This is a genomic window from Microvirga tunisiensis, assembly GCF_009296175.1.
GTDB classification, from domain to species: Bacteria; Pseudomonadota; Alphaproteobacteria; order Rhizobiales; family Beijerinckiaceae; genus Microvirga; species Microvirga tunisiensis.
On record NZ_VOSK01000048.1, the window covers coordinates 1 to 25,423 of the forward strand.

Genomic DNA, 25,423 nt, shown 5'->3' on the forward strand with positions numbered 1-25,423 from the left:
AGTGTCATTCTGGAGCTATCTTGGCGATAGACTGGGAATTGCTGATGCGCCAGCCGTCCCGCGCCTGGCAGATCTGGTCAGCGACCGCTGCTCCTTAGCGTGATCGCCAACGGTTTTGCCCCTATTACCCTGATCTTCTCCTAAGCCCTTGATCGATCTGAATTCTTTCAGATATCTCATCAGGGCTGCCCGCGGGAATTTTCCCGGTCTTGGGCATTCGATTGATCTGCCGACGACAGCTGCGCACAGCGCCTTCACCGAAGGCTCTCGAACTGCGCATCACGTCGGACAGTCGCTCGCCAGCATGAGGAGAACGAGTTCATGGGCATGAGCAACTGGAATGAGCCTGGGTTTGCAGCCGGCAGCGTCTTCGCCTGCCTGACCCTGCTCCTGCCTTTCAGCGGAACGGCTCTTGCTCAGGACCGTGAATCGCCTTCGAGCCCCTTGCGCATCGAGTTGAATAAGATCGAGGCATTCGGGGAAAGTTGCAGGACCTACTTCCTCATCGACAATCAAAAGGGCGAGAACTGGAAATCCCTGAAGCTCGATCTGTTCGCTCTCGATACCGATGGCGTGGCTGCCAAAAGGCTTGCAGTCGAGGTTGGCCCGGTGCCTCGCCGCAAGACACTCATCAAGCTCTTCGATTTTCCCGGGCTGAACTGCTCCCGCTTCGGACGTGTTCTCCTCAACGATGTCCTGACATGCGAAGGCGCGACCAGTTCGCGAGAGGATTGCCTGTCGGTGATCGAGACCGCCTCCAAGATCGACACCGTATCCTTCGTGAAGTGAGAGATTGCCATCATGAACGAGATCATGCCTGCGGCATCGCATGACATGTCCTTCCTCGGTCTGTTTCTGCAAGCCGATCCAATCGTCAAGAGCGTCATGATCCTGCTCGTACTGGCGTCTCTCGGCTGCTGGACGATCGTTATCGAGAAGCTTCTGCGCTTGAGAACCATCCGTCGTCAGGCCCGCGCTTTCGAAGCCGCGGCCCGTTCGGGTGACAGGCTTCATCCGCAGATGGCCGGGGCGACGGGCCGGATCGTAGCGGCGGGTCATGAGGCCTGGCGCGATCAGGACGTTTCCGAGAGCCGCGCGGAGCGGCGGGAACGTATCGAGCGGGCCATGCGGGCTGCGCTCTCCGTCGATATGCGCCAGCTTCAAATCGGATTGCCTTTCCTGGCTACCACGGGCTCGGCCGCACCCTTCATCGGCCTGTTCGGCACGGTATGGGGGATCATGAACTCGTTCTCCGCCATCGCGGCAAGCCAGGATACGAGCCTCTCCGTTGTGGCGCCCGGCATTGCCGAGGCCTTGTTCGCAACGGCCATCGGCCTCGTGGCCGCCATCCCGGCCGTGATCGCCTACAACAAGCTGACGACCGATCTCGGCCGTCTGCAGCAATCCTTTGCGGCCGGCATCACGGCGCTCGGCGATCGTCTGGCGCGTGACCGCAAACCCCACGTTCGAGCAGAGGCAGCCGAATAATGGGCATGGGACCAATCCGGGCGCAGGACACGGACGACGAGTTCGGCGCTTCCCCCCTGTCCGAGATCAACGTCACCCCGCTCGTGGACGTGATGCTCGTTCTGCTCATCATCTTCATGGTCGCAGCACCGCTCATGACTGTCGGCGTGCCCGTGCAATTGCCGAAAACGGCCGCACCGAAGGTGTCGCAGCCGAAGCAACCGGTCATGGTCACCATCGATGCACAGGGTCAGCCGTTCCTCGACAAGGAGCCCCTTGCTGCCGAGACCATGATGCCGCGCCTGCGGCAGATCGCGAGCGTCGACCTGAGCCAGGTCGTCCTGGTCCGCGGCGACAAGGCCGTTCCCTACGGCCGCATCATCGAGATCATGGGCCAGATCAATGCCGCGGGCTTCAGCAAGGTGTCCCTGATCGCGCAGGCCCCGAGCGGATCGCCGGCTCAGTAGGACCTGCAGCAGATCCCATGTCCGTTCAGACCATCAGACCGACGCAGGAGCCGAGCCGGCTCGGGATTGCCTTCATCACGGCGTTGCTTCTGCATGGCGCCGCCCTGACGGCCGTGACCCTCTGGCCGTCCGAAAAGGAGAACCCGCCGGGCGAGCAGGAGATCACCATAGACCTCGCTCCGGCCATGGAAAAACTCGCGTCGATCGCGCCTGCGGGAATCCAGGCTCAGGAAGCGCCGCCCGTCGAAGCGGAAACGCTACCTGTCGAAACGGAGACCATCGAAGAACAGCCTCCTGAGGATGTTGTCGAAGCGCAGCCGCAGGCAATGACCGAAGCTGTGCCCGTCGAGGCTTTGCCAGTTGAAGAGGAGACAGCGCAGACAGAGGCTGTTCTCCTTCCGCCTCCTCCTGAAATGGTTGTCGCCAAGCCTCCTGAGGAGAAGCCGGCACCGAAACCTGAGAAGAAGCCGCCACCTAAGCCGGTTGAGCGGAAGCCCCCTCCCCGTCGAACCGTCGCCCAGCAGCAGCCTCCATCGGAAGCGCGTCAGGGACAGGCTTCAGCTTCGCGCGAGAACATGAGCGGTTCGGCAGCCTCCGCCGATCCCGATGCTATGAGGCGTTACAAGGCAACTCTCTATGCTGCCGTGAAGAGCCGTCTGCGCTATCCGCCAACCGCGGAGAGGCAAGGAATTTCCGGGACTGCGGATGTACGGTTCACGCTGGATCGTTCAGGGCAGGTCATCAGTGCCTCGCTGGTGCGCAGCTCTGGTAACCCTTTATTGGACCAGGCTGCACTCGCGACGGTGCGCCCTGGCTCATCCCTCCCAGCCGCGCCGGCTTCCATATCGCAGCCGCAACTCACCGTCACTGCGCCGTTACGCTTCAGTCCACGCTGAGCGCATTCTGCGGAAGGCTCGCTTGACGCACTCAGCATCGGGGCTAACCTGTCCATAACGAGCGCCTTTCATCTCCACCAGTTTGTTCTCTCGTGGAAGGTGGGGAGGCTACATCATTGGACAGGGAGAATCGCCATGGCCGAGAAGGCTTTTGCCTCGACGGGGGACACAGCCGCGAAGACGGTATCGTTTACCGAGATCGGGCCGGATCTTTATGCCTACACCGCCGAGGGCGATCCCAATTCCGGTATCATCGTCGGCGACGATGGCTGCATGGTCATCGATGCCCAGGCGACGCCTGCCATGGCCGAGGATGTGATCGCCCGCGTGCGAACCGTCACCGACAAGCCAATCAAATATGTCGTGCTCTCGCATTATCACGCGGTGCGCGTGCTCGGCGCCTCGGCCTACCAGGCGCAGGGCATCATCGCCTCGAACGCCACCTATGATCTCATCATCGAGCGTGGCGAGCAGGACAAGGCTTCCGAGATCGGCCGCTTTCCGCGCCTGTTTCGCGGCGAGAGCAGCATTCCGGAAGGACTGACCTGGCCCACGTTGACGTTCGAGAGCGGCATGTCCGTATTCCTGGGCAAGCGCGAGGTGAAGCTGTTCCATCTCGGGGCCGGCCACACGGCGGGCGACATCGTCGCCTGGGTGCCGGACGCGGAGGCGATGTTCACTGGCGACCTGGTGGAGTATCACTCCGCCTGCTATTGCGGCGATGCCTATTTGCGCGAGTGGCCGCAGACGCTCGACGCCATCCTCGACTTCCAGCCCAAGGCGATTGCGCCCGGCCGCGGCGATGCCCTGCAAGGCGAGCAGCAGGTGCGCGAGGCTGTGGCGATGACCCGTGACTTCGTCTCCACCCTCTATGGAGCAGCCGAGCTGTCGGTGGCTCGCGGGCGCTCCTTGAAGGAGACGTTTGGCGCTACGCGCGCGGTGATGGATCCGAAGTTCGGGAACTTCGCCATCTACGAGCACTGCCTGCCGTTCAACGTCTCGCGCGCCTTCGACGAGGCATCCGGGATCGATCATCCGGTGATCTGGACCGCCGAGCGCGACCGTGAGATGTGGGCGGCCCTCCAAGGCTAGAACAAACGGGAGGAAAGGGGGGCACCATGAACAGCCGCAAGATCCTCTACCAGTTCGGCTACCGCCGCAGCGCGGATCAGGATCGCCCCTCCCCGACCCGGCACCCTGTCACCGTCGTTGGAGCCGGTCCTGTCGGGCTTTGCACCGCCATCGACCTGGCGCAGCGCGGCGTGCCCGTGGTTCTGCTCGACGATGCGGATCGGATCGGGGAAGGATCACGCGGCATCTGCTATGCCAAACGCACGCTCGAGATCCTCGACCGACTCGGCGTTGCCGAAACCTGTCTTGAGAAAGGCGTGACCTGGAAAGTCGGTAAGGTGTATCAGCGCAACGAACTGCTCTATGCTTTCGATCTGCTGCCCGAGGATGGGCACAAGATGCCGGCCTTCATCAACCTGCAGCAATATTATCTTGAGCACGCGCTTGTCGCACGCGCCGCGGAACTGCCCAATCTCGACATTCGCTGGCGCAACAAGGTGACTGGCCTCAAGCAAGGCAACGACGGTGTGACCCTCACCATCGAGACGCCCGAAGGCCTTTACGATCTCGATGCCGATTGGCTGGTCGCCGCCGATGGAGCGCGCTCCGCTTTGCGCGGGATGCTCGAACTCGCCTTCCAGGGCGAGGTCTTCGAGGACCGCTTCCTGATTGCCGACGTGAGGATGAAGGGCGATTTTCCGCCCGAGCGCTGGTTCTGGTTTGATCCGCCCTTCCACGACGGTCGCTCCGCTCTTCTTCACAAGCAACCCGACGATGTCTGGCGCATCGACCTGCAGCTCGGACCCGACGCGGATGCTAAAGCGGAGCAGGCGCCTGAGCGCGTCATCCCCCGAATCCGCCAGATGCTGGGGCACGACGCCTTCGCGCTCGAATGGGTATCGGTCTACACGTTTCAGTGCCGGCGTCTGGAGCGCTTCGTGCATGGCCGCGTGGTCTTTGCCGGAGACGCGGCCCATCAGGTTTCACCCTTCGGGGCGCGCGGTGCGAATTCCGGTATTCAGGATGGCGAGAACCTTGCCTGGAAACTTGCGCTCGTCATCGAGGGTGAAGCGCCGAAGAGCCTGATCAACACCTATGAACTCGAACGCTCAGTCGCCGCGGACGAGAATATCAGCCATTCGACCCGCTCGACGGACTTCATCGCTCCGCGCTCGGCACAAGAGCTGCGCTTTCGCGATGCGACCCTTGCTCTCGCCCGTCACGCGCCTTTCGCCAAGCGGATGGTGAATTCCGGTAGACTTTCGATGCCGTCGACCTATGAGACGCCTCTGTCGACTCCCGATGGCGATGCATGGTCCGGCTCCGCCCGCCTCGGTGCGCCGCTGCCCGATGCTCCCATGCGCAACAGCAGCGGTCAGCCGATCTGGCTGCTCGAGGCGCTGGGCGGCGAGGAGACCCTCATCCATGTGCCCAACGGAGCCGCGGCGCCAGCCGGCAAGCGCGTTCTCGTCATCGGCGACGACCTGATCGATGTGGAAGGTCTCTTCGCTCAGCGGTTCGACACGACACCGGGCAGTACCTATCTCGTACGTCCCGATCAGCATCTTGCGGCACGCTGGCGTCACGCGACGCGACTCCTGGTCGAGCGCGCCTCGCGCCGCCTGAGGGGCTTCGAGGGAGGTCACGCATGAGCGCACTCGTCACGGAGAGCCGCTTTCCCGATGGAGACTTGGCCTATCGCTCGCTGATCGAAGCGCACCGGGGCTTGTCGGACGAAGAGAGTGCTGCGCTCAACAGCTCCCTCGTGCTGATTCTCGCCAATCACATTGGCGACCAATCCGTGCTTCAGGAGGCTCTGGCCCTCGCAAAGCAGAGCGTGGAACAGATGCAATCGGCACCGGGTTGATGCGGCGGATCAATCACTCGATACCGAGATAGGCCGCCTTGACCTGAGGGTCGGCAAGCAGCGCGGAGCCAGCTCCGCTGTAGGCTACCTTCCCGGTTTCCAGTACATAGCCGCGGTCCGCAATCGCCAGTGCCGCGCTGGCGTTCTGCTCGACGAGGAGCACGGTGATGCCGTCCTTCTTGAGCGACACGATGGCATCCAGGATCTGATCGACAAGAAGGGGCGACAGACCGAGGGAAGGCTCGTCCAGCAACAGAAGCTTGGGCCGCCCCATGAGCGCGCGACCGATAGCGAGCATCTGCTGCTGACCGCCCGACAATCCGCCGGCCAGAAGATGCCTTTTCTCCGCAAGAATCGGAAACATCGCAAAGACGCGGTCGCGATCCTGATCAATCTCCCTGTCGCGGCGCCGATAGGCGCCGAGCCGCAGATTGTCCTCGACGGTCAGCGGTCCGAAGATCTGCCTGCCTTCTGGCGATTGCGTGATGCCCAGTTCCACCCTCTGGTGAGGCGGCAGGCTGTCGATGCGATGTCCGTTGAAGCGGATCTCGCCGCCAGTGATCGGCTGAACACCTGAAAGCACACGCAGCAGCGTCGTCTTGCCCGCGCCGTTGGAGCCGACCAGGGCGACGATCTCGCCGGTTCGAACAACGAGATCGATGCCCTTGAGCACCTCGATCCGTCCATAGGCGCTGCGCAGATTTGCGACCTCAAGCACGGGCAGCCTCCCGTGCACCGTGTTTTCCCAGATAGGCCTCAAGGACCCTTGGATCATCGCGCACCTCGCGCGGCGTTCCTTCGGCAAGCGGTCGTCCGCGCTCGAGCACGAGGATCCTGTCGGAGATCTTCATCACCAGCTTCATGTCATGCTCAACAAGAACGACAGCCACACCTCGGTCCGCAACCTGGCGGATCAGGTGATCGATCTCCTCGGTCTCTACTGCATTGCAGCCGGCAGCGGGCTCATCGAGAAGGAGCACGCGCGGCTCGGTGGCGAGTGCCCGGGCAATTTCGAGGCGCTTGCAGGCGCCGTAAGGCAACGAACCAGCGGGAACGTCTGCAACATCCTTCAAGCCTACATAGGCCAGGAGATCGAGGGCCGCCGTCCGTGTTTCGCGGTTCTGGCGCGTGACGGCAGGAGTCCTGAACAAGGCGGACAGAAGGCTGCATTTTTCTTGGAGATGGCGCCCCACCATCACGTTCTCACAGGCGGTCATACGCTGGAAGATCTGCAGGTTTTGGAAGGTGCGGGACAGACCTCGTGCGGCCAGCTTGTGAGGAGCAAGCTCCGTCACATCCTCCTCAGCGAGATGGATCGACCCACGGCTCGCGGCATAAACACCGGATACGATGTTGAAAAGGGTCGTCTTCCCGGCGCCGTTCGGACCGATGATCGACAGGATCTGTCCGGGGCTGACAGAGAAGCTCACGCCATCGACCGCCTTCACGCCGCCGAAAGAAATGCCGATATCCGTCGCCTTCAGGATGCTCATGAGCGTGCCCTCCGGAAGACCAGAGCCGAGAGACTTGGCACGATGCCATTGCGCATGAAGATCATCGCCACGATGATGATGAGGCCGAGCAGAAGATGTTCGTATTCCTGAAAAACGGTCAGGGCCTGCGGAAGCGTCACGAGCACGGCAGCGCCGACGATGCTTCCGACGACGGACCCGAGCCCACCCAGGACCACGATGGTGACAAGCTCCACCGAGTGCAGGAAGCCGGCCTGATCCGGGTTGATGAAGCCGTTCATGAAAGCAAGAGCGGAGCCTGCCAGCGAGGCATAGACGGCGGCGATCACGAAGGCCTGCAGCTTGAAGCGCGCCACATCGACACCGACCACCTGCGCAGCCACCTCGCTGTCGTGCAGCGCGCGGAAAGCTCGCCCGGTCGGCGTCTCGTCGAGATTGAGGGCGATCCAGGTTCCGACGAGCAGAAGCCCGCCAGTTACCCAGTACCACGTATAGGAGCCGCTGACGCGCCAGCCGAACAGCGTCAAGCGTTCGACCGGCATGCCATCGGGTCCTCCTGACCACCGACTCTCCGTGGTGATGACAAGGGCCACGAGCACACCGAGCCCCAAGGTGGCGATGGCGAGATAATGCCCCTTCAGACGCAGGATCGGGCGCCCGACGAGATATGCGAGAACAGCCGAGAGGATTGCGCCGATGAGAAGAGCCGCCCAGGACGGAATGCCGAGATGCGTCGGCCCGATGGCAACCGCGTAGGCGCCGATGCCGAAGAACGCCGCGTGCCCCAGGCTGACCTGACCGGCCTGTCCCATGAGGATGTTGAGGCCAATGGCAGCAAGTGCGGACACCCACACGAGCGACGCCACACGGAAGTAATAACTCGATGGAAAGACGAGCGGGAGAACGGCGATCACGACCGCCAGCACAGCGAGTGTAATGAAGCGTTGGTTCACGAAGGCACGCATTCTCACACCCTCTCCACGGCACGGCGCCCGAACAGACCCTGTGGGGCTGCGAACAGGACAATGAGGATGACGAGGAATGCAAAGGCATCCTTGTAGGTCGAGCTGATATAGCCGGCGCCGAATGCCTCCAGCAGGCCGAGCAACATACCGCCGACGACCGCGCCGACTGGATTTCCCATGCCGCCCAGCATGGCGGCGGCGAAACCCTTCAGAGCCAGCAGCGTGCCGACATCGTAGCTCGTCAAGGTGATCGGCGTTACCAGAATCCCGGCGATCGCCCCGATGGCGGCGGAGCCGCCGAAGGCAAGCGCCATGATCGTGGTCGTATTGATACCGACGAGGCGCGCCGCCAGACGGTTCGCAGCCGTTGCCAGCACGGCCTTGCCGACGAGCGTATGTTCAAGAAAGATGTAAAGCGCCAGGACGACGACTGCCGTCCCCCCAAGCACCCAGAAGCTCTGCGGCTGAACGGCGGCGCCCAGCACATCGACCGGCGTGTCGCCGGTAAACGCAGGCAGCTTGTGAAACTGCTTGTCGAAGACAATGGCTGCGAGGCCACGCAACAGGATCGATGCACCGATTGTGATGATGATGAGCGTCACGGACGATGCACCACGCGCCGGCTCGATGGCGAAGCGATGCAGCAGGAGTCCGATCGCAATGGCCGCACAGATGGCGATCACGCCTGCCAGCGGCAGGGGCACGCCGGCGGCGGACGCGAACACCGTCACCATGCCGCCGAGCATGACGAACTCGCCTTGCGCGAAATTCACCACACCCGAGGCGTTGTAGATCAGGGTGAATCCAAGTGCGACCAGCGCGTAGACGGCTCCCACCGTCAGACCGGAAATGAGGAACTGGAGGAACTCGGCCATGATGCTGTCCCGCGACCTTCAGGTTGCCGGACGGGAGGCCGATCATCAGCCTCCCGTCCGATCGTTTGCAGCGGGAGGTCAGCTTCCCGAGGCGACCAGACTCCAGTCGCCGCCCTTGATCTCGAGCATGCGGAACGCCGAGAGATCGAGGCCGAGATGGTCGGTGCCCGACATGTTCACGATGCCGCCGGTGCCGACGAAGCCTTTGGTCTTCTCGATCTCGTCGCGGATCGTCTTGGGATCGGTCGAGTTCGCGCGCTTCATGGCCTCGACCAGAATAAAGAGACCATCATAGGCATGGCCGCCGAAGGTCGAGACCGGCTGCTTCGTGGCGGTCTCGTAGGCCTGCCTGTACTCGGTCACGACCTTTTTCTGCGGATCGCTCTCCGGCAGCTTATCGCCGACGAGGAGAGCCGCGGCCGGCAGGCGAACGCCTTCCGCGGCAGCGCCTGCCAGATCGATGAAGCTCTTCGAGGCAACGCCGTGGCTCTGGTAGAACGGGATGTTGGTCATGCCGAGCTGGGCATAGTTGCGTGTCACGATGGCCGGTCCCTGGCCGAAGCCCGGATTGACCACAGCCTGCACACCGGCTGTGTTCTTGATCTTCGTGAGCTGAGCGGTCATGTCGCTGTCGCGCGGACCATAATTCTCATCGATCAGAATTTGCATGCCATAGTTTGGCGCAACCTTGACGCATTGTGCGCGCATGGAGGCTCCGAAGCCATCCGTGCCCGAGATCATGCCGATCTTGGTGAGATTGCGCTTCTTCAGATCCTCGAAGATCTTTTCGCACGCCATCCTGTCGGTATGCGGCGTCTTGAAGACGAACTTGCGCACCGGATCGATGACCTCGATGGCGCCAGCCAGGGAAATGAAGGGAACCTGCGCTTCTTCGAACACCGGACTCATCGCCATGGTGCTGCCGGTGGTCGTGCCGCCGACCATGGCAATCACCTCGTCATCCTCAATGAGTCGGGTCGCGAAGGTGCGTGCCTTGTTGGCATCGCCTCCGTCATCGTAGATCACGAGCTCGATCTTCTTGCCGGCAACTCCGCCAGCCGCATTGATCTTGTCGACATAGATCTTCAGCGTCTTGTCCTCGGGCTCTCCGAGGAAGGACGACGGTCCGGTGACAGAGAGAACCGATCCGATCTTGAGGGTGTCCTGGGCGAACGCGCCATGGGAGACGAGCCCCATGACACTGGCGGCCAGCAATGTGTTGAGAGTTGCCTTCGAGTTCATTTGTTTCCTCCGGTTTTCGTTGTCGTTTGTTGTTCTTATTGTTGCGCAAAGGATCAGGCTGCCAAGAGCCTACGGATCGTTGCGGAAAGGGAGCAATCGGACAGACCTGCGCAAAGCCGATGCGGCCGTGCGCGCGTATCGTGTCGGTCGTCGAAACATGCCATCCCGCTTTGCTCCCTGAAGGGCCCAGTGTTGGCTCATTGACGCTGCTTCACTCATCAATATAATTGACCGGACGGTTGGTCAATAGTAAACAAGTCGCAAGACCATCCGCTTGCCATCAGCGAGAATTCGGGAGGGCCATGGTGGAGAACGATCTCATAGTCACGGAGCATCGAGAGGGCTATCGCGTCATCACCCTCAACCGGCCCGATCGTCTGAATTCCTTCAATGAGGCGATGCATGCGGCCCTGATGTCCGCCCTTGTCGACGCCGAAACCGACGGCAACTGCCGCACTCTCATTCTCACCGGTTCGGGGCGCGGATTCTGCGCCGGGCAGGATCTCTCGGATCGTGTCTTCAGCCCCGGCCAGGTTCCGGATCTCTCCTCCACCCTGGAGCGCCTCTACAACCCTCTCGTGCGTAAGATCCGTGCGCTGCAGATGCCCGTCATCTGTGCGGTCAACGGGGTTGCGGCGGGCGCCGGCGCCAACATTGCCCTTGCCTGCGACATCGTCCTGGCGGCCCGCTCGGCCAAGTTCATCCAGGCCTTCGCCAAGCTCGGCCTCGTGCCCGATTCAGGCGGGACCTGGTTCCTGCCGCGCCTCGTCGGCACGGCCCGCGCCCGCGCGCTCGCCCTTCTGGCCGAGCCTGTTCCCGCCGAGCAGGCGGAAGCCTGGGGCATGATCTGGAAAGCGATCGACGATACGGGCCTGATGGATGAGGCGCATCGCCTTGCCGCGCACTTCGCGGTCCAGCCGACCGTCGGGCTCGGTCTGATCAAGCAGGCGCTCGATGCATCGGAGACGAACGATCTCGACCGGCAGCTCGATCTGGAGCGCGATCTGCAAGGACAAGCCGGCCGCACGCCGGATTATCTGGAAGGCGTGACCGCATTCTTCGAGAAGCGTCAGCCGAAATTCTCCGGGAGGGCCTGATGGACGTGCAATCGTCTCGCCCTCAAGATGGACCGCACGAGATCGCCGCAGCCTGCGCCGAGGCCATGTGGGCCGAGGACCAGGCGAGCCAGGGGCTCGGCATGGCGGTCGAGCGCGTGTCACCGGGCGAGGCCGTCATCTCCATGACGATCCGCGCCGACATGACGAACGGACACGGCATCTGCCATGGCGGCTTCATCTTCACGCTTGCCGACTCGGCCTTCGCTTTCGCCTGCAACACCTACAATCAGCGCACGGTTGCGCAGCACTGCACAGTCACGTTCCTGCAGCCGGGCCGGCGGGGCGACACGCTCACGGCCCACGCGGTCGAGCGCAATCGCTCGGGGCGTTCCGGTATTTACGATGTGACCGTCCGTGACGGCAAAGGCGAGGTGGTTGCCGAATTCCGCGGCCATTCCCGCACGATCGCCGGCACGCTTCTCGCGTCAGATTCCGACCAGGACACCTAATAAGAACGAACGAATGGGAGGTTCCCTTGCTTCAGATTCCGCTTCGCAAGCTTTCCGAGCTCAAGCCCCAGTCGACGCTTCTCGATCGCTTCGAACTGGCATCACGGGATGAGCTTGCCGACTGGCAGCGCGAGCGCCTCGCCTGGTCCTTGCGCCATGCCTACGAGAACGTGCCGCACTACAAGGCGAAGTTCGATGCGGCGGGCGTTCATCCGGACGATTTCAAGAATCTGAGCGATCTCGCCAAGTTTCCCTTCACCACCAAGGCCGACCTGCGGGACAATTATCCGTTCGGCATGTTCGCCGTTCCTCAAGACCAGGTCGCCCGCGTCCACGGCTCGTCTGGCACCACCGGCAAGCCCACGGTCGTCGGCTACACCAAGCGCGACATCGACACCTGGGCCGACGTGGTGGCCCGCTCGATCAGGGCGAGCGGCGGCCGTCGGGGCATGAAGGTGCACGTGGCCTATGGCTACGGCCTCTTCACCGGCGGATTGGGCGCCCATTACGGCGCCGAGCGTCTCGGCTGCATGGTGATCCCCATGTCGGGCGGAATGACCGAGCGCCAGGTGCAGCTGATCCAGGACTTCCAACCCGACATCATCATGGTCACGCCGTCCTACATGCTGGCGATCCTCGACGAGTTCCGGAAGCAGGGCCTCGATCCGCGCCAATCCTCGCTGAAGGTCGGCATCTTCGGCGCCGAGCCCTGGACGAATGCCATGCGGGCCGAGATCGAGGAAGCCTTCGATATCCATGCCGTCGACATCTACGGCCTTTCGGAAGTCATGGGTCCCGGCGTTGCCTGCGAATGCGTGGAGAGCAAGGACGGGCTGCATATCTGGGAGGATCACTTCTATCCCGAGGTGATCGATCCGCTGACGGGCGAAGTCCTGCCGGACGGCGAAGAGGGTGAGCTCGTCTTCACGTCCTTGACCAAGGAAGCGATGCCCGTCATCCGCTACCGTACCCGGGATCTGACGCGCCTCCTGCCCGGCACCGCAAGAAGCATGCGCCGCATGGAGAAGATCACCGGCCGCACCGACGACATGATGATCATCCGCGGCGTCAACGTGTTCCCGACCCAGATCGAGGAAAAGCTCCTGACGATTCCAGCCCTATCGGGGCATTACCAGATCATCCTGACCCGCGAGGGACGGATGGATCAGATGGAGATCAAGGCCGAGATCAGGCCGGATGCCGATTATCCCGAAACCCGGAAAGCGGCCGCGGACCGACTGAGCCAGGCCATCAAGGACACCATCGGCATCACGGCCCAGGTCAATGTCCTCGACCCTGAGGGAATCGAGCGCTCGCTCGGCAAGGCGAGACGCGTCATCGACCGCAGACCGAAAGAATAGAAGAGTCCCATGGCCCGCACCCGCGCCACCGATTACGACGACAAGCGTCGGGCGATCCTCGATCGTTCAGCCGAACTCTTTGCCGAGCACGGCTACGACCGTGCGTCGATGAGCAAGATCGCAGAGGCCTGCGGCGTCTCGAAGGCCAATCTCTACCATTACTACAACGACAAAGAGGAGCTGCTCTTCGACGTCATTCGCTTTCACCTCGAAGAGCTGCTCGAAGTGGTTGAGGCGGCCGACAATTCGGATCTCTCCCCTGCAGATCGCCTGAAGGAGCTTATCGCAGCGTTGCTCGAGGCCTATCGCGACGCCGATGCGCAGCACAACGTGCAGATCAACGGCATGCGCCTGCTTTCGACCGACCGCCAGGGTGAGCTCAAAGCAGTGGAGCGCGAGCTGGTGAAAATCTTCTCCGATGCGGTGGCAGGCGTCGCACCGCAACTCAAGGAGACCAAGCTGCTCAAGCCCGTGACCATGTCCCTCTTCGGCATGATCAATTGGCATTATCTGTGGTTCAAAAGCACCGGCGAGGTGACACGCGCGGATTATGCCGAGCTCGTTTCCCAACTCATCGTGGACGGAACCCGCAATCTCCACGCGGAACCCGTCCCATCACGGCGTGTCAGCGCTGCGGAATAGAAAATTACTTGAGCATCGTGCGGAAAGCCGGATCCACTTTCGCCGAGCCGGTCCTTTGAGTCTGCACGAGGCGCTCAGAGAAGGTGATCACCTCTCCTCCGTCATGGCCGGGCTTATCCCGGCCATCCCGATGTGAAGTACGCCGCGCTTTACGGAATCGAGATCACCGGCACAAGGCCAGTGATGACGAAGTGGGTGACATCAAGAACTGTGCTGATCTTGGAGCGAGCCGAAATCCAGGCCCGCGAAAAGCAGGGGTCATTTTTTGAACCCGATGCTTTAGACTATCACTGCAGGGAGGCCTGGTCGCCGATCTCGATCGATGCATGTCCTGGAACACCAAGACCGAAGCGAGAGAGAATGGGATGAACGAGGCTCTGCCATTGGGCGAGAAGCTCTTGCCTGCCCCTCTGACGCAACCCGTATTTTCGATGCTGGGCGAAATGGTCCGACGTGCTGCTGCCGAAGGTATCGGCCACACGCGGATACCAATAGTTGACTGAGGCCTGGGCATCCGTCCTGTCGTGGCCTCTCTCCAACGCGGTCTGCAATCCCTGCTCACCCAGCTCTGCATGGCGTTCTTCGACAGGGAGGATGCTCGCCAACGTATCGGCGAGAGGCTGATAGGAAGAGCGTGTCAATTCGTCGAGCTGCACCACGGTGGCCTGCCCCATCAGGCAATTCATCACCACTGCGTCGACCCAGCCGTTGATCGGGTAATGGAACACGTTGAGGCGCATGTCGCCCTCCATGCGCCGCGTGCCGAGATTGACGCTGCGGTCGAGTCGGGACGCCCAGGAATGGGCGCCTACATACTGCGCCGTATTGGCTCCGAACTGCTCCATCAGGTCCAGAACCTGACGGGCATGGTTCAACTTGTCGAACACAATGCGGGTCGCGATGATCCGCTCCTTCAGCCCCGGAGCCAGATTGATGCAATCGGCGAAGCCCGAGGCGCCTGCCATCTCGGAATCGACGAAGATCGCCATCAGGCGCATGAGCTCGCCGCGATAACGGGGAGTGACGTTGTCCGGCGCGCTTAAGCGCCCGCCGCCGGCCACGAAGGTAACGAGGCCTTCTTCATCGACCATGGCAGTACCTCCCCCGTCGCTTGCCTCATCACTTGTCGAAATCGACCAGGATCTTGTCGCTCACCGGATAACTCTGGCAAGTCAGAATGTAGCCCCGGGCGATCTCGTAATCCTCAAGAGCAAAATTCGCATCCATGTCGACTTCACCTTCGACCAGCATCGCCCGGCAGGTGGAGCAGACACCGCCCTTGCAGGCATAGGGAAGCTCGAGGCCCTCGTTCGCTGCCGCATCGAGCACCGACGCCGTACCCTTCTCGAAGGACAGGGTGCGGGCTCGCCCATCGATGACGATGGTCGCCTCGCACAGGTTCTTCCTATCCGCCGCCGTCACCTCCTCGGGCCTGCGCTGACGGCGGCCCGGAGTCGAGGTGGCAAACAATTCGAACTTGATCTGGCGCTTGTCGAGACCGTGCTCTTCGAGGCTCTGCGCGACCCCCAGCATCATGTCCTGCGGTCCGCAGATGAAGGCGGTGTCGATCGAAGACGCATCGATACAGTGATCGAGCAGCTGATCGCACTTCTCTTTGCTCAACCGGCCATTGAACAGATCGATATCCTGGTGCTCGCGGCTGAGAATATGGATGAGGCTGAACCGGTCGAGATGCTCGTTCTTGAGATCCTCGAGCTCCTCACGGAACATGATCGAGCTAGACGCCCGATTGCCGTAGAACAACGTGAAAGACGATTGCGGCTCGGCAACCAGCGTCGTCTTGACGATGCTGAGCAACGGCGTAATCCCGCTGCCTGCGGCAAATCCCACGAAATGCCGCTTGCGGGTCCGATCGAGGGGCACGAAGAAATTGCCCATGGGAGGCATGGCCTCGATCACCTGCCCGGGCGCGAGCTGCTCGCTGGCCCAATTGGAAAAGGCACCGCCTGCAATCTTCTTGATGCCGACCCGAAGCCGGCCCTCCATCGGCGTCGCGCAGATGGAGTAGGACCGCCGCACCTCGTCGCCATCGATATGCGTGCGCAGAGTCAGGTACTGCCCCGGCGAGAAGCGGAAAGCCTCCTTGTGCTCATCGGGCACATCGAGGGTGAGAATGATGGCGTCGCGGGTTTCGCGCCGCACATCGGCAACGGTGACGGGATAGAATTTCGTCATGGAGCATCCGCTCGTTTCAAATGCACTTGAAGTAGTCGAAAGGCTCGAGGCAATCACGGCACCGGTACTGGGCCTTGCATGGCGTCGAGCCGAACTCGCTCACCCGCTCGGTATTCTCGGACTGGCAGCGTGGGCAGGCGATCACAAGGTCTTTCCGCAGAAAGCGGTCGAAGGGCGATGGCCCGCCTGCAGTCTCGGCCGGCGGCGCGATGCCATAGGCTTGAAGCCTTTGCCGTCCTTCCTGGGTGATCCAGTCGGTCGTCCAGGGAGGCGAGAGCCGGCGCTCGATCCGCAAGCGGTCAATCCCTTTTGCACGCAGAGCGGCCTCTATCTCGAAGGCGATGACGCTCGTTGCAGGGCAGCCCGAGTAAGTGGGCGTGATCGCGACGACGAGTTCATCGTCCTGCCATTGCACATCGCGCACGATCCCGAGATCCATGACGGAGACTGCCGGCACCTCCGGGTCGGGAACGTCCGCCAGCCAGTTTCTGATCTGATCCGGATCCGGCTGTGTCAGGCTGTCGATCATCGATCCCGCGCTCCTTACCACGTGGCGTTGGGATAGGCCCGCTGAAGGAATTGAAGATCGGCCAGGATGTAGCCGAGATGCTCGCTATGGATGCCGCGCTTGCCACCCTTCTGCGCCCAGCCCGGCTGCGGCAGGCTCAGCGTCGCCTCCTCGGCCGTCGCGCGAACGAGGCCGAGCCAAGGCTCTTGCAGCGTCGCGAGATCGGGCCCGAGACCTTCGCCAGCCATGGCTTGATCGATCTCGTCGCTCTCGAACAGCTCGCCCGTATACATCCAGAGATCTTCGATGGCCGTCTGCATCCGGCGATGGCTTTCCTCGGTGCCGTCGCCGAGGCGCAGCACCCAGTCGCGGCTCCGCTCAAGGTGATACGTGACCTCCTTGAGGCCTTTCGCGGCAATCTCGGCGATGCGGGGATCCCTCGAGCCGGCCAGTTCGCGCAGCAGCAGGTAATGCCAGGCATCGAAATAGAACTGTCGCGCCATTGTGACGGCGAAGTCGCCGTTCGGCTGCTCGACGAGAAGGACATTGCGGAAGTCGCGCCCATCGCGAAGATAAGCGAGCTTGTCGGCGTCCCGCCCCTTTCCCTCGACTTCGCCCGCAAGGTTCAGCCAGAGCTGCGTCTGCCCGATGAGGTCGAGGGCGACATTGGAGAGCGCCAGATCTTCCTCGAGCGCCGGCGAGTGCCCGCACCATTCCGACAGGCGGTGCCCGAGGATCAGGGCATTGTCGCCGAGGCGCAGCAGATACTCGAAGAGAGCGTCCTGCTGGTTCATCACATATGCCCCAGCTCTTCGGGAATCTCGTAGAAGGTCGGGTGGCGATAGACCTTGCTGTTGGCGGGATCGAACAGCGGCCCCTTCTCGCTCGGCGAGCTTGCCGCAATATCGGATGCCTTCACGACCCAGATGCTGACGCCTTCGTTGCGGCGCGTATAGACATCGCGCGCATTCATGATCGCCATCTCCGCATCTGACGCGTGCAGGCTGCCCACATGCCGGTGCGCGAGGCCATGCTGGCTCCGGATGAACACCTCCCAGAGAGGCCACTCCTTCTTGTCGGTCATTCCTGCTCTCCCGCTTATGCCGCCTTGACCTGCGCCCGCGCCGCCTTCTTCGCCGCATAGGCGTCAGCCGCATCGCGCACCCATTGCCCCTCTTCATAGGCCTTCACGCGCGTGCGTAGGCGCTGACGATTGCAGGGGCCATTGCCGGCGATCACCTGATAGAACTCGTCCCAGTCGATCTCGCCGAAATCGTAATGGCCGCGCTCCGCGTTCCACTTGAGATCCGGATCGGGAACAGTGAGGCCGAGATACTCGGCCTGCGGCACGGTCTGGTCGACGAATTTCTGGCGCAGCTCGTCGTTGGAATTGATCTTGATCTTCCAGCGCAGGGACTGGGCGCTGTGAACAGACTCCGCGTCGGATGGGCCAAACATCATCAGCGACGGCCACCACCAGCGGTTCAGCGCATCCTGTGCCATCTGCTTCTGCTCGGGCGTGCCGCGGGCAAGCTTCGTCATCGCATCATAGCCCTGCCGCTGATGGAAGCTCTCCTCCTTGCAGATGCGGATCATGGCGCGGGAGTAAGGCCCGTAGGAGCAGCGCTGCAGCGGCACCTGGTTCATGATCGCAGCACCGTCCACGAGCCAGCCGATGGCGCCGATATCGGCCCAGGTGAGCGTCGGGTAGTTGAAGATGCTGGAATATTTGGCCTTGCCGCTGTTGAGCTGCTCCAGGAGCTCGTCGCGGCTCACGCCGAGCGTCTCGGCGGCGCAGTAAAGGTAAAGGCCATGGCCCGCCTCGTCCTGCACCTTGGCGAGCAGGATGGCCTTGCGCTCCAGGGTCGGAGCCCGGGTGATCCAGTTGCCCTCCGGCTGCATGCCGATGATCTCGGAATGGGCATGCTGGGAGATCTGCCGGATCAGGGTCTTGCGATAAGCCTCCGGCATCCACTCCTTCGGCTCGATCTTGATGTCGGCGTCGACGCGGTCCTGGAAGGCACGCTCCTCCGGAGACATCTCCTCCTTGGATTGGATGTGCGCGACGCCCGTTTTCACCATCTGTGCATACACGGCGCTTCTCCCTGACATTAAGGCCTTGGGGCTTCGTCCTGTCCCGAGCGGCTCTTCGACAGGCTGAGCCGTATGCGGCGAGGACTGGAGCTCTGCCCGCTGGAGCCACCCTTCAGCGCCATTTCAATTATAGCGCGCAGGCTGCACGCCTCACCGGCTCTCCGCGGGTCTTTTTAATATGTCACAGAAAATGGATTATTCAAGAATTTTTTGTAACACTTTCGTCAGACGGCCTTCACCTCTGCCACTGGCTCCAGGGTTGCGAAGCGCTGCTTGAAGTCCCGGTCGACTGCGGGCAGCGGGCCCACATCGTTCTGAGCATGAGTGTCGATCCAGCGCTCCGCCGCTGGCAGGAGCGCCCGATAAATCGTGCCGCAGACAGAGCGGGCCGCCGTTCCGGCCCAGGGTTTGGGGAGGAGCTGGGACGGCAGCAGCGGGTCCTTCAGGACGGCCCTGCGGTAATCGTGGATCAGGAGGATGCGGACCAACAGCGCGTCGAGATTCGTGAAGCCGGCCCCCCGTTCCAGAGCACCGAGGGTGCCCGAATAGGTATCGATGAAACGCTTATAGCGGCTTTCGATATCGGCCAGGGGCCACGCTCTTTCCACCAGCCTCCGGGCGGTCGGCAGGTCTGCCGGGGTCGCGGCAAGCCTCAGGAAAGGACCCATCTGGCCGGCCGATGCCGCAGCCGCCAGCAGGAGGTCCGGCCCGAGGCTACCATAGCCTGCCGCCGAGAGCTCGGCCCGCAGCGCGCTCCGGTCCTGGACGTTCTCGAGCAGGAGGAAATCGAAGGAACCCTGCCAGTCCTGGGGCGGATCGGCATAGATCCGCTGCGTGGCTTGGGCGAAGGCCTCCTGTCCTCGAGGTGTCAGACGATAATAGCTGTTGCGCCCGACCTTCCAGCGCTCGAACCAGCCCTCGAAGACGAGCCGGGACAGGGCTGTCCTGACAAGCGTGTCGCTGATGCGGAAGGCCCGCATGATCTCATGCAGCGACGTCAGGGACAGCACCCCGCCCCTGGGCACCACCCCATCCCCGAAGACCGTCACGATCAGCGACCCCGCCCGGATCGGCGTCCGCTCGTGAAACCTGTCCAGGAGGTTCTCCACAAACGCTGCCATGCAAGCCTACTCCGGTTACCATTTGGCCAAGGTGGCACTCGCCTTCTCGGCCGGTCTCTCCTTCACCTACTCACTGTTCACCACGCCTGTCGAGCCATGGCTCCTGCCCAGGCCACCGCCAAAATTTCTTGACTAACCGACCGGTCGGTCAATAATGCCTGAAACGTGTGGCGATGCCAATGCGGCCACGGATTCATCATTCCAAGGTGCCCCAATGAGACTCGAGAGCTTCGTTCGCGGAAGTTGGATGTCGCCCGGCCAGGAACTGGCCGAAATTTACAGCGCCGTCACCGGAGACGTGGTCGCGCAGGTCGCCAATGGCGGTCTCGATATGGGCGAGGTGCTGGCTTACGCCCGTCAGGTCGGCGGCCCCGCCTTAAGGAAGCTGACCTTCCATCAACGTGCAGAACTTCTGAAACGTATTGCCATTCATCTGTCAGAGCGCAAGGACCAGCTCTACACGCTCTCGTACCAGACCGGCACCACGCGATCCGATAACTTCATCGATGTGGATGGCGGCATCGGCACCCTCTTTGTCTATGCTTCCAAAGGCCGTCGCGAACTGCCCAACGCCACCTTCCTCCTGGATGGCGCCGTCGAGCCCCTTTCGAAGGGCGGCAGCTTCGTCGGCCAGCATGTGATGACGCCGTTGAATGGCGTTGCCGTTCATATCAACGCCTTCAACTTCCCCTGCTGGGGCATGCTCGAGAAGCTGGCTCCTGCAATCCTGGCCGGCGTGCCGGTGGTCACGAAACCCGCGACGATCACGTCCTACGTAGCGCACGCGCTCGTGCGCATGATCGTGGAATCGCGCATCCTCCCCGAGGGTGCGCTTCAATGCATTGTCGGCTCCACGGGCGATCTCTTCGACCACCTGACCTGTCAGGATGTCGTGTCGTTCACCGGCTCCGCCGACACGGCGCAGAAGCTGCAGCGGCATCCGGTCATCGCCCGCGAATCCGTACGCTTCATCGCCGAGCGCGACTCTCTGAACGCGGCCATCCTTGCACCTGACGCTGGACCGGGCACGCCGGAGTTCGATCTCTTCATCAAGGAGGTCGCGAAGGAGATGACGGTCAAGGCCGGCCAGAAATGCACGGCCATCCGGCGCGCCATTGCCCCCAACGCGCACGTGCCTGCTGTGATTGAGGCTCTGGGCGAGCGGCTTTCCAAGATCAAGGTCGGAAATCCCGAGCTGGAGGGCGTCCGTATGGGACCGGTCGTCGGTCTTGGACAGCGTCGCGACGTGCTCGCGCAGGTGGCGAAGCTGCGGACGGAGGCCAACATCGTCGTCGGCGATCCCGACAACTTCACGGTCGAGGGCGCGGACCGCGAGCGCGGCGCCTTCATCCCTCCCCTCCTGTTGCACTGCCCGGATCCGATCCGAGCCAACAACGTGCATAGTGTCGAGGCCTTCGGTCCGGTCTGCACCGTGATGGGCTATGATGGTCTCGATCAGGCCGTGGCTCTGGCCAATCGCAGCGACGGCAGCCTCGTGGCCTCCCTCTACACCTACGATCCCGCTACGGCGGCCGATCTCGTCTTCGGCGTCGGCGCCTTTCATGGCCGCCTGGTGCTGATCGACCGCGACTGCGCCAAGGAACAGACCGGTCATGGCTCGCCGATGCCGCACATGGTCCATGGCGGACCGGGACGCGCCGGCGGCGGCGAGGAACTCGGCGGCATGCGCGGCGTGCACCATTACATGCAGCGCACGGCCCTGCAGGGCTCGCCCGCCATGCTCTCCCGTGTGACGCAAAGCTGGATCAAGGGCGCTCCGACCATCGAAGAGGAACGTCATCCCTTCCGCTACTATTTCGAGGATCTTGCCATCGGCCAGACCTTCATGTCGAAGGAACGCACGATCACCCTTGAGGACATCGAGCACTTTGCCGAGTTTACGGGTGACACCTTCTATGCCCATATGAGCGAGGAGGCTACGAAGAACCATCCGTTCTTCCCCGGCCGCGTGGCCCATGGCTATCTGCTTCTGTCCTTCGCAGCCGGCCTCTTCGTCGATCCGGATCTCGGACCGGTGCTTGCCAATTACGGCCTCGACTCCTTACGTTTCATCAAACCCGTGCAGCCGGGCGAGACCATCAGGGTTCGGCTGACGACGAAGTCGAAATCGCCGCGTAACGAGCAGTACGGCGAGGTCCGCTGGGACGTGGAGATCATGACAGACAAAGGCGAAACGGTCGCGACTTACGAGCTCCTCACGATGAACGCGGTGCGCCCATGACCGCAGCCGCGTCACCCGAGCAGGCCGAGCCAGTCAGGCTGATTCCAACGGCTCCGGTCGCCGTGATCGAAATCGACAATCCTCCGGTCAACGCCACGTCGCAGACCGTGAGAACCGGGCTGCTCGAGGCGATCCGTGAGGTTGACCGCAATCCGCAGATCGAAGCCGTCGTGATGGCCTGTGCCGGCCGCACCTTCGTGGCGGGAGCCGACATCCGCGAGTTTGGCCAATCTCCTCGCGAGCCGCACCTGCCGGATGTGATCAACGCCATCGAAGCCTGCTCCAAGCCGGTTGTTGCCGCCATCCACGGCACGGCTCTCGGCGGCGGCTGCGAGATTGCGCTCGCAAGCCATGCCCGTGTCGCCGAGCCAGGAGCAAGTTTTGGCCTGCCGGAGGTCAAGCTCGGGCTGGTCCCGGGAGCCGGCGGCACGCAGCGCCTGCCGCGTCTCATCGGGCTGGAAGCTGCCCTCGATCTCGTGACGAGCGGAAGAAACGTCAAGGCGGCGGAGGCCCTGCGTCTCGGCTTGGTCGACCGCCTCTCCTCCGGCGATCTGCGCCAGGATGCGATAGAGCTTGCGCGGGAACTGATCGGTCAGCCGCTACGCCGCACCGGGGAGCGACCTGTGGCGCCGATGGATGCCGAAGCTGCATCTGCAAAAGCCGCGGAGATCCGCAGGAAGGCGAGAGGCGCCGAGGCGCCAGGCAAGGCCGCGGAACTCGTGCTGTTGTCCGCAAGCCTTCCGCTCAAGGACGGCATGGCGCGTGAGCGTGAGACATTCCTGGAACTGCGCTCGTCCGAGCAGTCGGCTGCCCTGCGTCACGCCTTCTTCGCCGAGCGGGAGGTGACGCGTCTTCCGGGCCTCGATTCCGTTGAACCTCGCCCGGTTCAGAAGGTCGGGATCGTCGGCGCCGGAACCATGGGCTCCGGCATCGCCATCGCCTTTGCGGATGCGGGTTTCGACGTCAAGGTCGTCGAGACGAGCGAACAGGCGCTTGCCGCCGGGCAGACGCGGATCGCTGATGTCTACGACAAGCAGGTTGGGAGCGGTCGGCTCACGGCGGCTGCGAGGGATGAGCGCCTGCGGACCATTGGGTATGCGCTTGGAACGAGCTCCCTGTCGGATCGGGATCTCGTCATCGAAGCGGTGTTCGAGGATCTGGAGGTCAAGCGGTCGCTGTTCCGCGATCTCGACGGGATTCTTCCGCCTGGAACAATCCTGGCAACGAATACCAGTTACCTTGACATATCACTGATCGCATCTGTCACTTCGCGGCCGGCCGACGTGGTGGGACTGCATTTCTTCAGCCCGGCCAACGTGATGAAGCTCCTCGAGATCGTGCGGACCGACAAAACGACCGCCGATGTCGTTGCAACGGGCCTTAGTCTTGCCAAGCGCCTGCGCAAGATCCCGGTCGTCTGCCGTGTCTGCGACGGCTTCGTGGGGAACCGCATCCTGTCGCGCTATCGCCTGCAGGCGGAGTATCTGCTCGAGGAAGGCGCCCTGCCGCACGAGATCGACGCTGCCCTGGAGGCGTTCGGCTTCCCGATGGGACCCTTCGCCGTATCGGATCTCGCCGGCCTCGATATCGCCTGGGCGCGCCGCAAGCGCTTGGCGCCGACCCGCGACCCGCGCGAGCGCTATGTCGACATTGCCGACCGGCTTTGCGAGGCGGGCCGTTTCGGGCGCAAGACCGGCGCGGGCTGGTATCGTTACGAGGGCGGTAAGCGGGAGGTCGATCCCTTCGTCACAACCCTCGTCGAGGAGTCGTCGCAGCGGCGGGGGCTGACGCGGCGCCGAATCCCGGCGGACGAGATCCAGTCCCGCATTCGGGCCGCCATCGTCAACGAAGCCTGCAAGATCCTCGACGAGCGCATCGTCGAGCGTCCGCTCGATGTCGATGTGGTGATGATGCACGGCTATGGCTATCCGGCCTGGCGCGGCGGTCCCCTGTTCGAAGCGGATCGTGTGGGGCTGCAGCCGATCCTCGCGCAGGTGAAGGAGCGTGCCGACCAGGATGGGCCCGGCTGGGAACCGGCCGACGGCCTTGTCGGCTGCGCCGCTTCGGGAGCGAAGTTCTATCCGTAGGCGCAGTCCCGCGATCGGGATCGCAAAACAAGAAGCGGGGGATGATTCATGTTCGATCGAGCGACCGCCGAGCGGATGCTGACCGATGTCTTTGCGCCGTGGGTGCAGGACCTCGACCTCTCCGTCGCGAGCCTCGACAAGGAGGGCGCGACCTTACGCATGCGGTTCTCGGAGAATCTCTGCCGCGACAACGGCGTGATCTGCGGGCAGGCTCTCATGAGCCTGGCCGATACCGCGATGGTCTTCGCGGTCTCCTCCGCCGGCGGCGCCTACCGGCCGATGACGACCGTGGATCAGACCATGCATTTCCTTCGCCCTGCCGCCAATGCCGATGTGCTGGCAGACGCGAAGGTCGTCCGCCTCGGACGTACCATGGCATTCGGGAGCGTCACGCTCACGACCGATGGCGACACGCGGCCCGTGGCGATGGCGCAGCTCGCCTATGCGCTATTGCCCGAGAGCAGATAGAAGAGCCTGCTGTCCTCGGAGATTGGCTCGTCTTCAGCTCCCCAAGCCATCTGGATCACCGGCCTTGTGCCGGTGATCCAGATGGCTTGAAGCGCCGCGGCTTTCCCGTCGGGATGGCCGGGACAAGCCCGGCCATGACGCCATGGGAAGTGCATGATGAACCAGCCTCTCAGGATGAGGGCTGTGGTCTGTGAGCCAAACGCCTAGAACGGCAGCGCCACGCTGGTCTTGATCTCCTTGAGGATCACGTTGGTGCGGACATAGCGGATGCCGGGCAGGCGAAACATGAACTCGTCCAGAAATTCGTTGTAGGCCTTCATGTCGCACACCACGACGCGCAGGTGATAATCGGCGTCTCCCGTGGTCGCGAAGCACTCCATGACCTCGGCGCGCTCTGTTACACGTGAAACAAATTCGTCGACGAATTTCGCATCGTGCCGCTCCAGCGACACATGCAGGACGGCCGAGGTGGCAAACCCCGCCTTTTCCCGGTCCACCAGCGCCGAATAGCCCACGATCACGCCGGATTCCTCGAGCGCACGAACACGCCGCCAGCAGGCCGAGGTGGACATGCCCACATCCTCGGCCAGCTGCTGGTTCGTCGTGCGGCCCTCCTTCTGCAGCTGCGCCAGAATGTGCTCGTCCTGCTTCTCGATCATGGCGCCCTTCGCTGCTGGTAGACCCTACCACTTATAGGGCTATTGCATGCTTTTCTACCACATGCGCCGATCAGGAGAAATGAATAGGAAACACCTACCAGCCGTTCGGGATTATCCTTGAACAGCCAGCAAACGGCGTCTCTCGTTTCGGGATCA

27 protein-coding genes are annotated in these 25,423 nt (G+C 62.6%); 14 read left to right on the plus strand and 13 right to left on the minus strand.

The annotated features are described in order from the left end of the window. Positions 1 to 327 precede the first annotated feature (327 nt). The 7 genes from FS320_RS14400 to FS320_RS14430 all read left to right on the plus strand — a co-directional run bounded on the left by FS320_RS14400 (position 328) and on the right by FS320_RS14430 (position 5,768). Positions 328 to 789 (plus strand): Tat pathway signal protein, encoded by a 462-nt coding sequence (locus FS320_RS14400; protein ID WP_244627140.1) that lies wholly within the window; start codon positions 328 to 330, stop codon positions 787 to 789. A gap of 12 nt (positions 790 to 801) precedes the next feature. Continuing rightward, on the plus strand, positions 802 to 1,488 hold the full coding sequence (locus tag FS320_RS14405; protein ID WP_152712561.1) for a MotA/TolQ/ExbB proton channel family protein: 687 nt from the start codon (positions 802 to 804) through the stop codon (positions 1,486 to 1,488). Continuing rightward, positions 1,488 to 1,934, plus strand: coding sequence for an ExbD/TolR family protein (locus FS320_RS14410; RefSeq protein ID WP_152712562.1), 447 nt, complete (start codon positions 1,488 to 1,490; stop codon positions 1,932 to 1,934). Before FS320_RS14405 ends, FS320_RS14410 begins: the two co-directional genes overlap by 1 nt. Positions 1,935 to 1,951: 17 nt before the next feature. Further along, on the plus strand, positions 1,952 to 2,830 hold the full coding sequence (locus FS320_RS14415; protein ID WP_152712563.1) for an energy transducer TonB family protein: 879 nt from the start codon (positions 1,952 to 1,954) through the stop codon (positions 2,828 to 2,830). A gap of 135 nt (positions 2,831 to 2,965) precedes the next feature. Further along, complete coding sequence (locus FS320_RS14420; RefSeq protein ID WP_152712564.1) at positions 2,966 to 3,922, plus strand: MBL fold metallo-hydrolase; 957 nt, start codon at positions 2,966 to 2,968, stop codon at positions 3,920 to 3,922. A 26-nt stretch (positions 3,923 to 3,948) separates the two neighbouring features. Then, positions 3,949 to 5,553 (plus strand): FAD-dependent oxidoreductase, encoded by a 1,605-nt coding sequence (locus tag FS320_RS14425; protein WP_152712565.1) that lies wholly within the window; start codon positions 3,949 to 3,951, stop codon positions 5,551 to 5,553. Continuing rightward, entirely contained in the window at positions 5,550 to 5,768 is a 219-nt protein-coding gene (locus tag FS320_RS14430; protein WP_152712566.1) for a DUF2783 domain-containing protein, read from the plus strand. The genes FS320_RS14425 and FS320_RS14430 overlap by 4 nt, the downstream gene beginning before the upstream one ends. Before the next feature lie 13 nt (positions 5,769 to 5,781). On the opposite strand, the gene FS320_RS14435 is transcribed toward FS320_RS14430, so the two are convergent. The 5 genes from FS320_RS14435 to FS320_RS14455 all read right to left on the minus strand — a co-directional run bounded on the left by FS320_RS14435 (position 5,782) and on the right by FS320_RS14455 (position 10,322). After that, positions 5,782 to 6,486, minus strand: coding sequence for an ATP-binding cassette domain-containing protein (locus FS320_RS14435; protein ID WP_162003002.1), 705 nt, complete (start codon positions 6,484 to 6,486; stop codon positions 5,782 to 5,784). Then, positions 6,479 to 7,261: an ABC transporter ATP-binding protein gene (locus tag FS320_RS14440; protein WP_152712568.1), complete on the minus strand. Its 783-nt coding sequence runs from the start codon at positions 7,259 to 7,261 to the stop codon at positions 6,479 to 6,481. The genes FS320_RS14435 and FS320_RS14440 overlap by 8 nt, the downstream gene beginning before the upstream one ends. Then, entirely contained in the window at positions 7,258 to 8,205 is a 948-nt protein-coding gene (locus tag FS320_RS14445; protein WP_152712569.1) for a branched-chain amino acid ABC transporter permease, read from the minus strand. The genes FS320_RS14440 and FS320_RS14445 overlap by 4 nt, the downstream gene beginning before the upstream one ends. Before the next feature lie 2 nt (positions 8,206 to 8,207). Next, a complete protein-coding gene (locus FS320_RS14450) occupies positions 8,208 to 9,080 on the minus strand; it encodes a branched-chain amino acid ABC transporter permease (RefSeq protein WP_152712570.1) in 873 nt (290 codons plus the stop codon). Positions 9,081 to 9,158: 78 nt separating this feature from the next. Next, complete coding sequence (locus FS320_RS14455) at positions 9,159 to 10,322, minus strand: ABC transporter substrate-binding protein (protein WP_152712571.1); 1,164 nt, start codon at positions 10,320 to 10,322, stop codon at positions 9,159 to 9,161. A gap of 302 nt (positions 10,323 to 10,624) precedes the next feature. Between FS320_RS14455 and paaG the strand changes: the two genes are divergently transcribed. From paaG to FS320_RS14475, 4 genes are read left to right on the plus strand one after another with little or no spacing between them, the layout of a single operon-like run. Further along, positions 10,625 to 11,419, plus strand: a complete 795-nt coding sequence (gene paaG / locus FS320_RS14460; protein WP_152712572.1) for a 2-(1,2-epoxy-1,2-dihydrophenyl)acetyl-CoA isomerase PaaG — start codon at positions 10,625 to 10,627, stop codon at positions 11,417 to 11,419. Beyond that, a complete protein-coding gene (paaI, locus tag FS320_RS14465) occupies positions 11,419 to 11,889 on the plus strand; it encodes a hydroxyphenylacetyl-CoA thioesterase PaaI (RefSeq protein WP_152712573.1) in 471 nt (156 codons plus the stop codon). The genes paaG and paaI overlap by 1 nt, the downstream gene beginning before the upstream one ends. 26 nt (positions 11,890 to 11,915) lie before the next feature. Beyond that, positions 11,916 to 13,250, plus strand: coding sequence for a phenylacetate--CoA ligase PaaK (gene paaK, locus FS320_RS14470; RefSeq protein WP_152712574.1), 1,335 nt, complete (start codon positions 11,916 to 11,918; stop codon positions 13,248 to 13,250). A 9-nt stretch (positions 13,251 to 13,259) separates the two neighbouring features. Next, the gene (locus FS320_RS14475) at positions 13,260 to 13,892 is read left to right on the plus strand and encodes a TetR/AcrR family transcriptional regulator (protein ID WP_152712575.1); all 633 of its coding nucleotides are present in this window, start codon (positions 13,260 to 13,262) and stop codon (positions 13,890 to 13,892) included. A 287-nt stretch (positions 13,893 to 14,179) separates the two neighbouring features. On the opposite strand, the gene FS320_RS14480 is transcribed toward FS320_RS14475, so the two are convergent. From FS320_RS14480 to FS320_RS14510, 7 genes are all read right to left on the minus strand, one after another. After that, positions 14,180 to 14,983, minus strand: a complete 804-nt coding sequence (locus FS320_RS14480) for a Phenylacetic acid catabolic protein (protein ID WP_152712576.1) — start codon at positions 14,981 to 14,983, stop codon at positions 14,180 to 14,182. A 28-nt stretch (positions 14,984 to 15,011) separates the two neighbouring features. After that, positions 15,012 to 16,088: a 1,2-phenylacetyl-CoA epoxidase subunit PaaE gene (gene paaE / locus FS320_RS14485; RefSeq protein ID WP_152712577.1), complete on the minus strand. Its 1,077-nt coding sequence runs from the start codon at positions 16,086 to 16,088 to the stop codon at positions 15,012 to 15,014. A gap of 16 nt (positions 16,089 to 16,104) precedes the next feature. Continuing rightward, entirely contained in the window at positions 16,105 to 16,617 is a 513-nt protein-coding gene (gene paaD / locus FS320_RS14490) for a 1,2-phenylacetyl-CoA epoxidase subunit PaaD (protein WP_152712578.1), read from the minus strand. A gap of 14 nt (positions 16,618 to 16,631) precedes the next feature. Continuing rightward, the gene (gene paaC / locus FS320_RS14495; RefSeq protein WP_152712579.1) at positions 16,632 to 17,390 is read right to left on the minus strand and encodes a 1,2-phenylacetyl-CoA epoxidase subunit PaaC; all 759 of its coding nucleotides are present in this window, start codon (positions 17,388 to 17,390) and stop codon (positions 16,632 to 16,634) included. Further along, complete coding sequence (gene paaB, locus FS320_RS14500; protein WP_152712580.1) at positions 17,390 to 17,680, minus strand: 1,2-phenylacetyl-CoA epoxidase subunit PaaB; 291 nt, start codon at positions 17,678 to 17,680, stop codon at positions 17,390 to 17,392. Before paaB ends, paaC begins: the two co-directional genes overlap by 1 nt. 14 nt (positions 17,681 to 17,694) lie before the next feature. Continuing rightward, positions 17,695 to 18,690 (minus strand): 1,2-phenylacetyl-CoA epoxidase subunit PaaA, encoded by a 996-nt coding sequence (gene paaA, locus FS320_RS14505; RefSeq protein ID WP_162003003.1) that lies wholly within the window; start codon positions 18,688 to 18,690, stop codon positions 17,695 to 17,697. A gap of 224 nt (positions 18,691 to 18,914) precedes the next feature. Beyond that, complete coding sequence (locus FS320_RS14510; protein ID WP_152712582.1) at positions 18,915 to 19,811, minus strand: PaaX family transcriptional regulator; 897 nt, start codon at positions 19,809 to 19,811, stop codon at positions 18,915 to 18,917. A gap of 214 nt (positions 19,812 to 20,025) precedes the next feature. On the opposite strand from FS320_RS14510, the gene paaZ reads away from it, so the two are divergent. From paaZ to FS320_RS14525, 3 genes are read left to right on the plus strand one after another with little or no spacing between them, the layout of a single operon-like run. Further along, entirely contained in the window at positions 20,026 to 22,053 is a 2,028-nt protein-coding gene (gene paaZ, locus FS320_RS14515; protein ID WP_152712583.1) for a phenylacetic acid degradation bifunctional protein PaaZ, read from the plus strand. Then, positions 22,050 to 24,140: a 3-hydroxyacyl-CoA dehydrogenase NAD-binding domain-containing protein gene (locus FS320_RS14520; RefSeq protein WP_152712584.1), complete on the plus strand. Its 2,091-nt coding sequence runs from the start codon at positions 22,050 to 22,052 to the stop codon at positions 24,138 to 24,140. Before paaZ ends, FS320_RS14520 begins: the two co-directional genes overlap by 4 nt. A gap of 48 nt (positions 24,141 to 24,188) precedes the next feature. After that, complete coding sequence (locus FS320_RS14525; RefSeq protein WP_152712585.1) at positions 24,189 to 24,608, plus strand: PaaI family thioesterase; 420 nt, start codon at positions 24,189 to 24,191, stop codon at positions 24,606 to 24,608. 203 nt (positions 24,609 to 24,811) lie between these two features. Here the strand turns inward: FS320_RS14525 and FS320_RS14530 are convergent, their stop codons facing one another. After that, positions 24,812 to 25,267 carry an Lrp/AsnC family transcriptional regulator gene (locus FS320_RS14530; protein ID WP_152712586.1) on the minus strand — a complete coding sequence of 152 codons (456 nt, stop codon included), beginning with the start codon at positions 25,265 to 25,267 and terminating at the stop codon, positions 24,812 to 24,814. Positions 25,268 to 25,423 lie beyond the last annotated feature (156 nt).

Coding starts and splice junctions, on each gene's coding strand:
- FS320_RS14400 (WP_244627140.1), top strand. CDS start 328: ATGAGCAACTGGAATGAGCCTGGGTTTGCAGCCGGCAGCGTCTTCGCC.
- FS320_RS14405 (WP_152712561.1), top strand. CDS start 802: ATGAACGAGATCATGCCTGCGGCATCGCATGACATGTCCTTCCTCGGT.
- FS320_RS14410 (WP_152712562.1), top strand. CDS start 1,488: ATGGGCATGGGACCAATCCGGGCGCAGGACACGGACGACGAGTTCGGC.
- FS320_RS14415 (WP_152712563.1), top strand. CDS start 1,952: ATGTCCGTTCAGACCATCAGACCGACGCAGGAGCCGAGCCGGCTCGGG.
- FS320_RS14420 (WP_152712564.1), top strand. CDS start 2,966: ATGGCCGAGAAGGCTTTTGCCTCGACGGGGGACACAGCCGCGAAGACG.
- FS320_RS14425 (WP_152712565.1), top strand. CDS start 3,949: ATGAACAGCCGCAAGATCCTCTACCAGTTCGGCTACCGCCGCAGCGCG.
- FS320_RS14430 (WP_152712566.1), top strand. CDS start 5,550: ATGAGCGCACTCGTCACGGAGAGCCGCTTTCCCGATGGAGACTTGGCC.
- FS320_RS14440 (WP_152712568.1), bottom strand. CDS start 7,261: ATGAGCATCCTGAAGGCGACGGATATCGGCATTTCTTTCGGCGGCGTG.
- FS320_RS14445 (WP_152712569.1), bottom strand. CDS start 8,205: ATGCGTGCCTTCGTGAACCAACGCTTCATTACACTCGCTGTGCTGGCG.
- FS320_RS14450 (WP_152712570.1), bottom strand. CDS start 9,080: ATGGCCGAGTTCCTCCAGTTCCTCATTTCCGGTCTGACGGTGGGAGCC.
- FS320_RS14455 (WP_152712571.1), bottom strand. CDS start 10,322: ATGAACTCGAAGGCAACTCTCAACACATTGCTGGCCGCCAGTGTCATG.
- paaG (WP_152712572.1), top strand. CDS start 10,625: ATGGTGGAGAACGATCTCATAGTCACGGAGCATCGAGAGGGCTATCGC.
- paaI (WP_152712573.1), top strand. CDS start 11,419: ATGGACGTGCAATCGTCTCGCCCTCAAGATGGACCGCACGAGATCGCC.
- FS320_RS14475 (WP_152712575.1), top strand. CDS start 13,260: ATGGCCCGCACCCGCGCCACCGATTACGACGACAAGCGTCGGGCGATC.
- FS320_RS14480 (WP_152712576.1), bottom strand. CDS start 14,983: ATGGTCGATGAAGAAGGCCTCGTTACCTTCGTGGCCGGCGGCGGGCGC.
- paaE (WP_152712577.1), bottom strand. CDS start 16,088: ATGACGAAATTCTATCCCGTCACCGTTGCCGATGTGCGGCGCGAAACC.
- paaD (WP_152712578.1), bottom strand. CDS start 16,617: ATGATCGACAGCCTGACACAGCCGGATCCGGATCAGATCAGAAACTGG.
- paaC (WP_152712579.1), bottom strand. CDS start 17,390: ATGAACCAGCAGGACGCTCTCTTCGAGTATCTGCTGCGCCTCGGCGAC.
- paaB (WP_152712580.1), bottom strand. CDS start 17,680: ATGACCGACAAGAAGGAGTGGCCTCTCTGGGAGGTGTTCATCCGGAGC.
- FS320_RS14510 (WP_152712582.1), bottom strand. CDS start 19,811: ATGGCAGCGTTTGTGGAGAACCTCCTGGACAGGTTTCACGAGCGGACG.
- paaZ (WP_152712583.1), top strand. CDS start 20,026: ATGAGACTCGAGAGCTTCGTTCGCGGAAGTTGGATGTCGCCCGGCCAG.
- FS320_RS14520 (WP_152712584.1), top strand. CDS start 22,050: ATGACCGCAGCCGCGTCACCCGAGCAGGCCGAGCCAGTCAGGCTGATT.
- FS320_RS14525 (WP_152712585.1), top strand. CDS start 24,189: ATGTTCGATCGAGCGACCGCCGAGCGGATGCTGACCGATGTCTTTGCG.
- FS320_RS14530 (WP_152712586.1), bottom strand. CDS start 25,267: ATGATCGAGAAGCAGGACGAGCACATTCTGGCGCAGCTGCAGAAGGAG.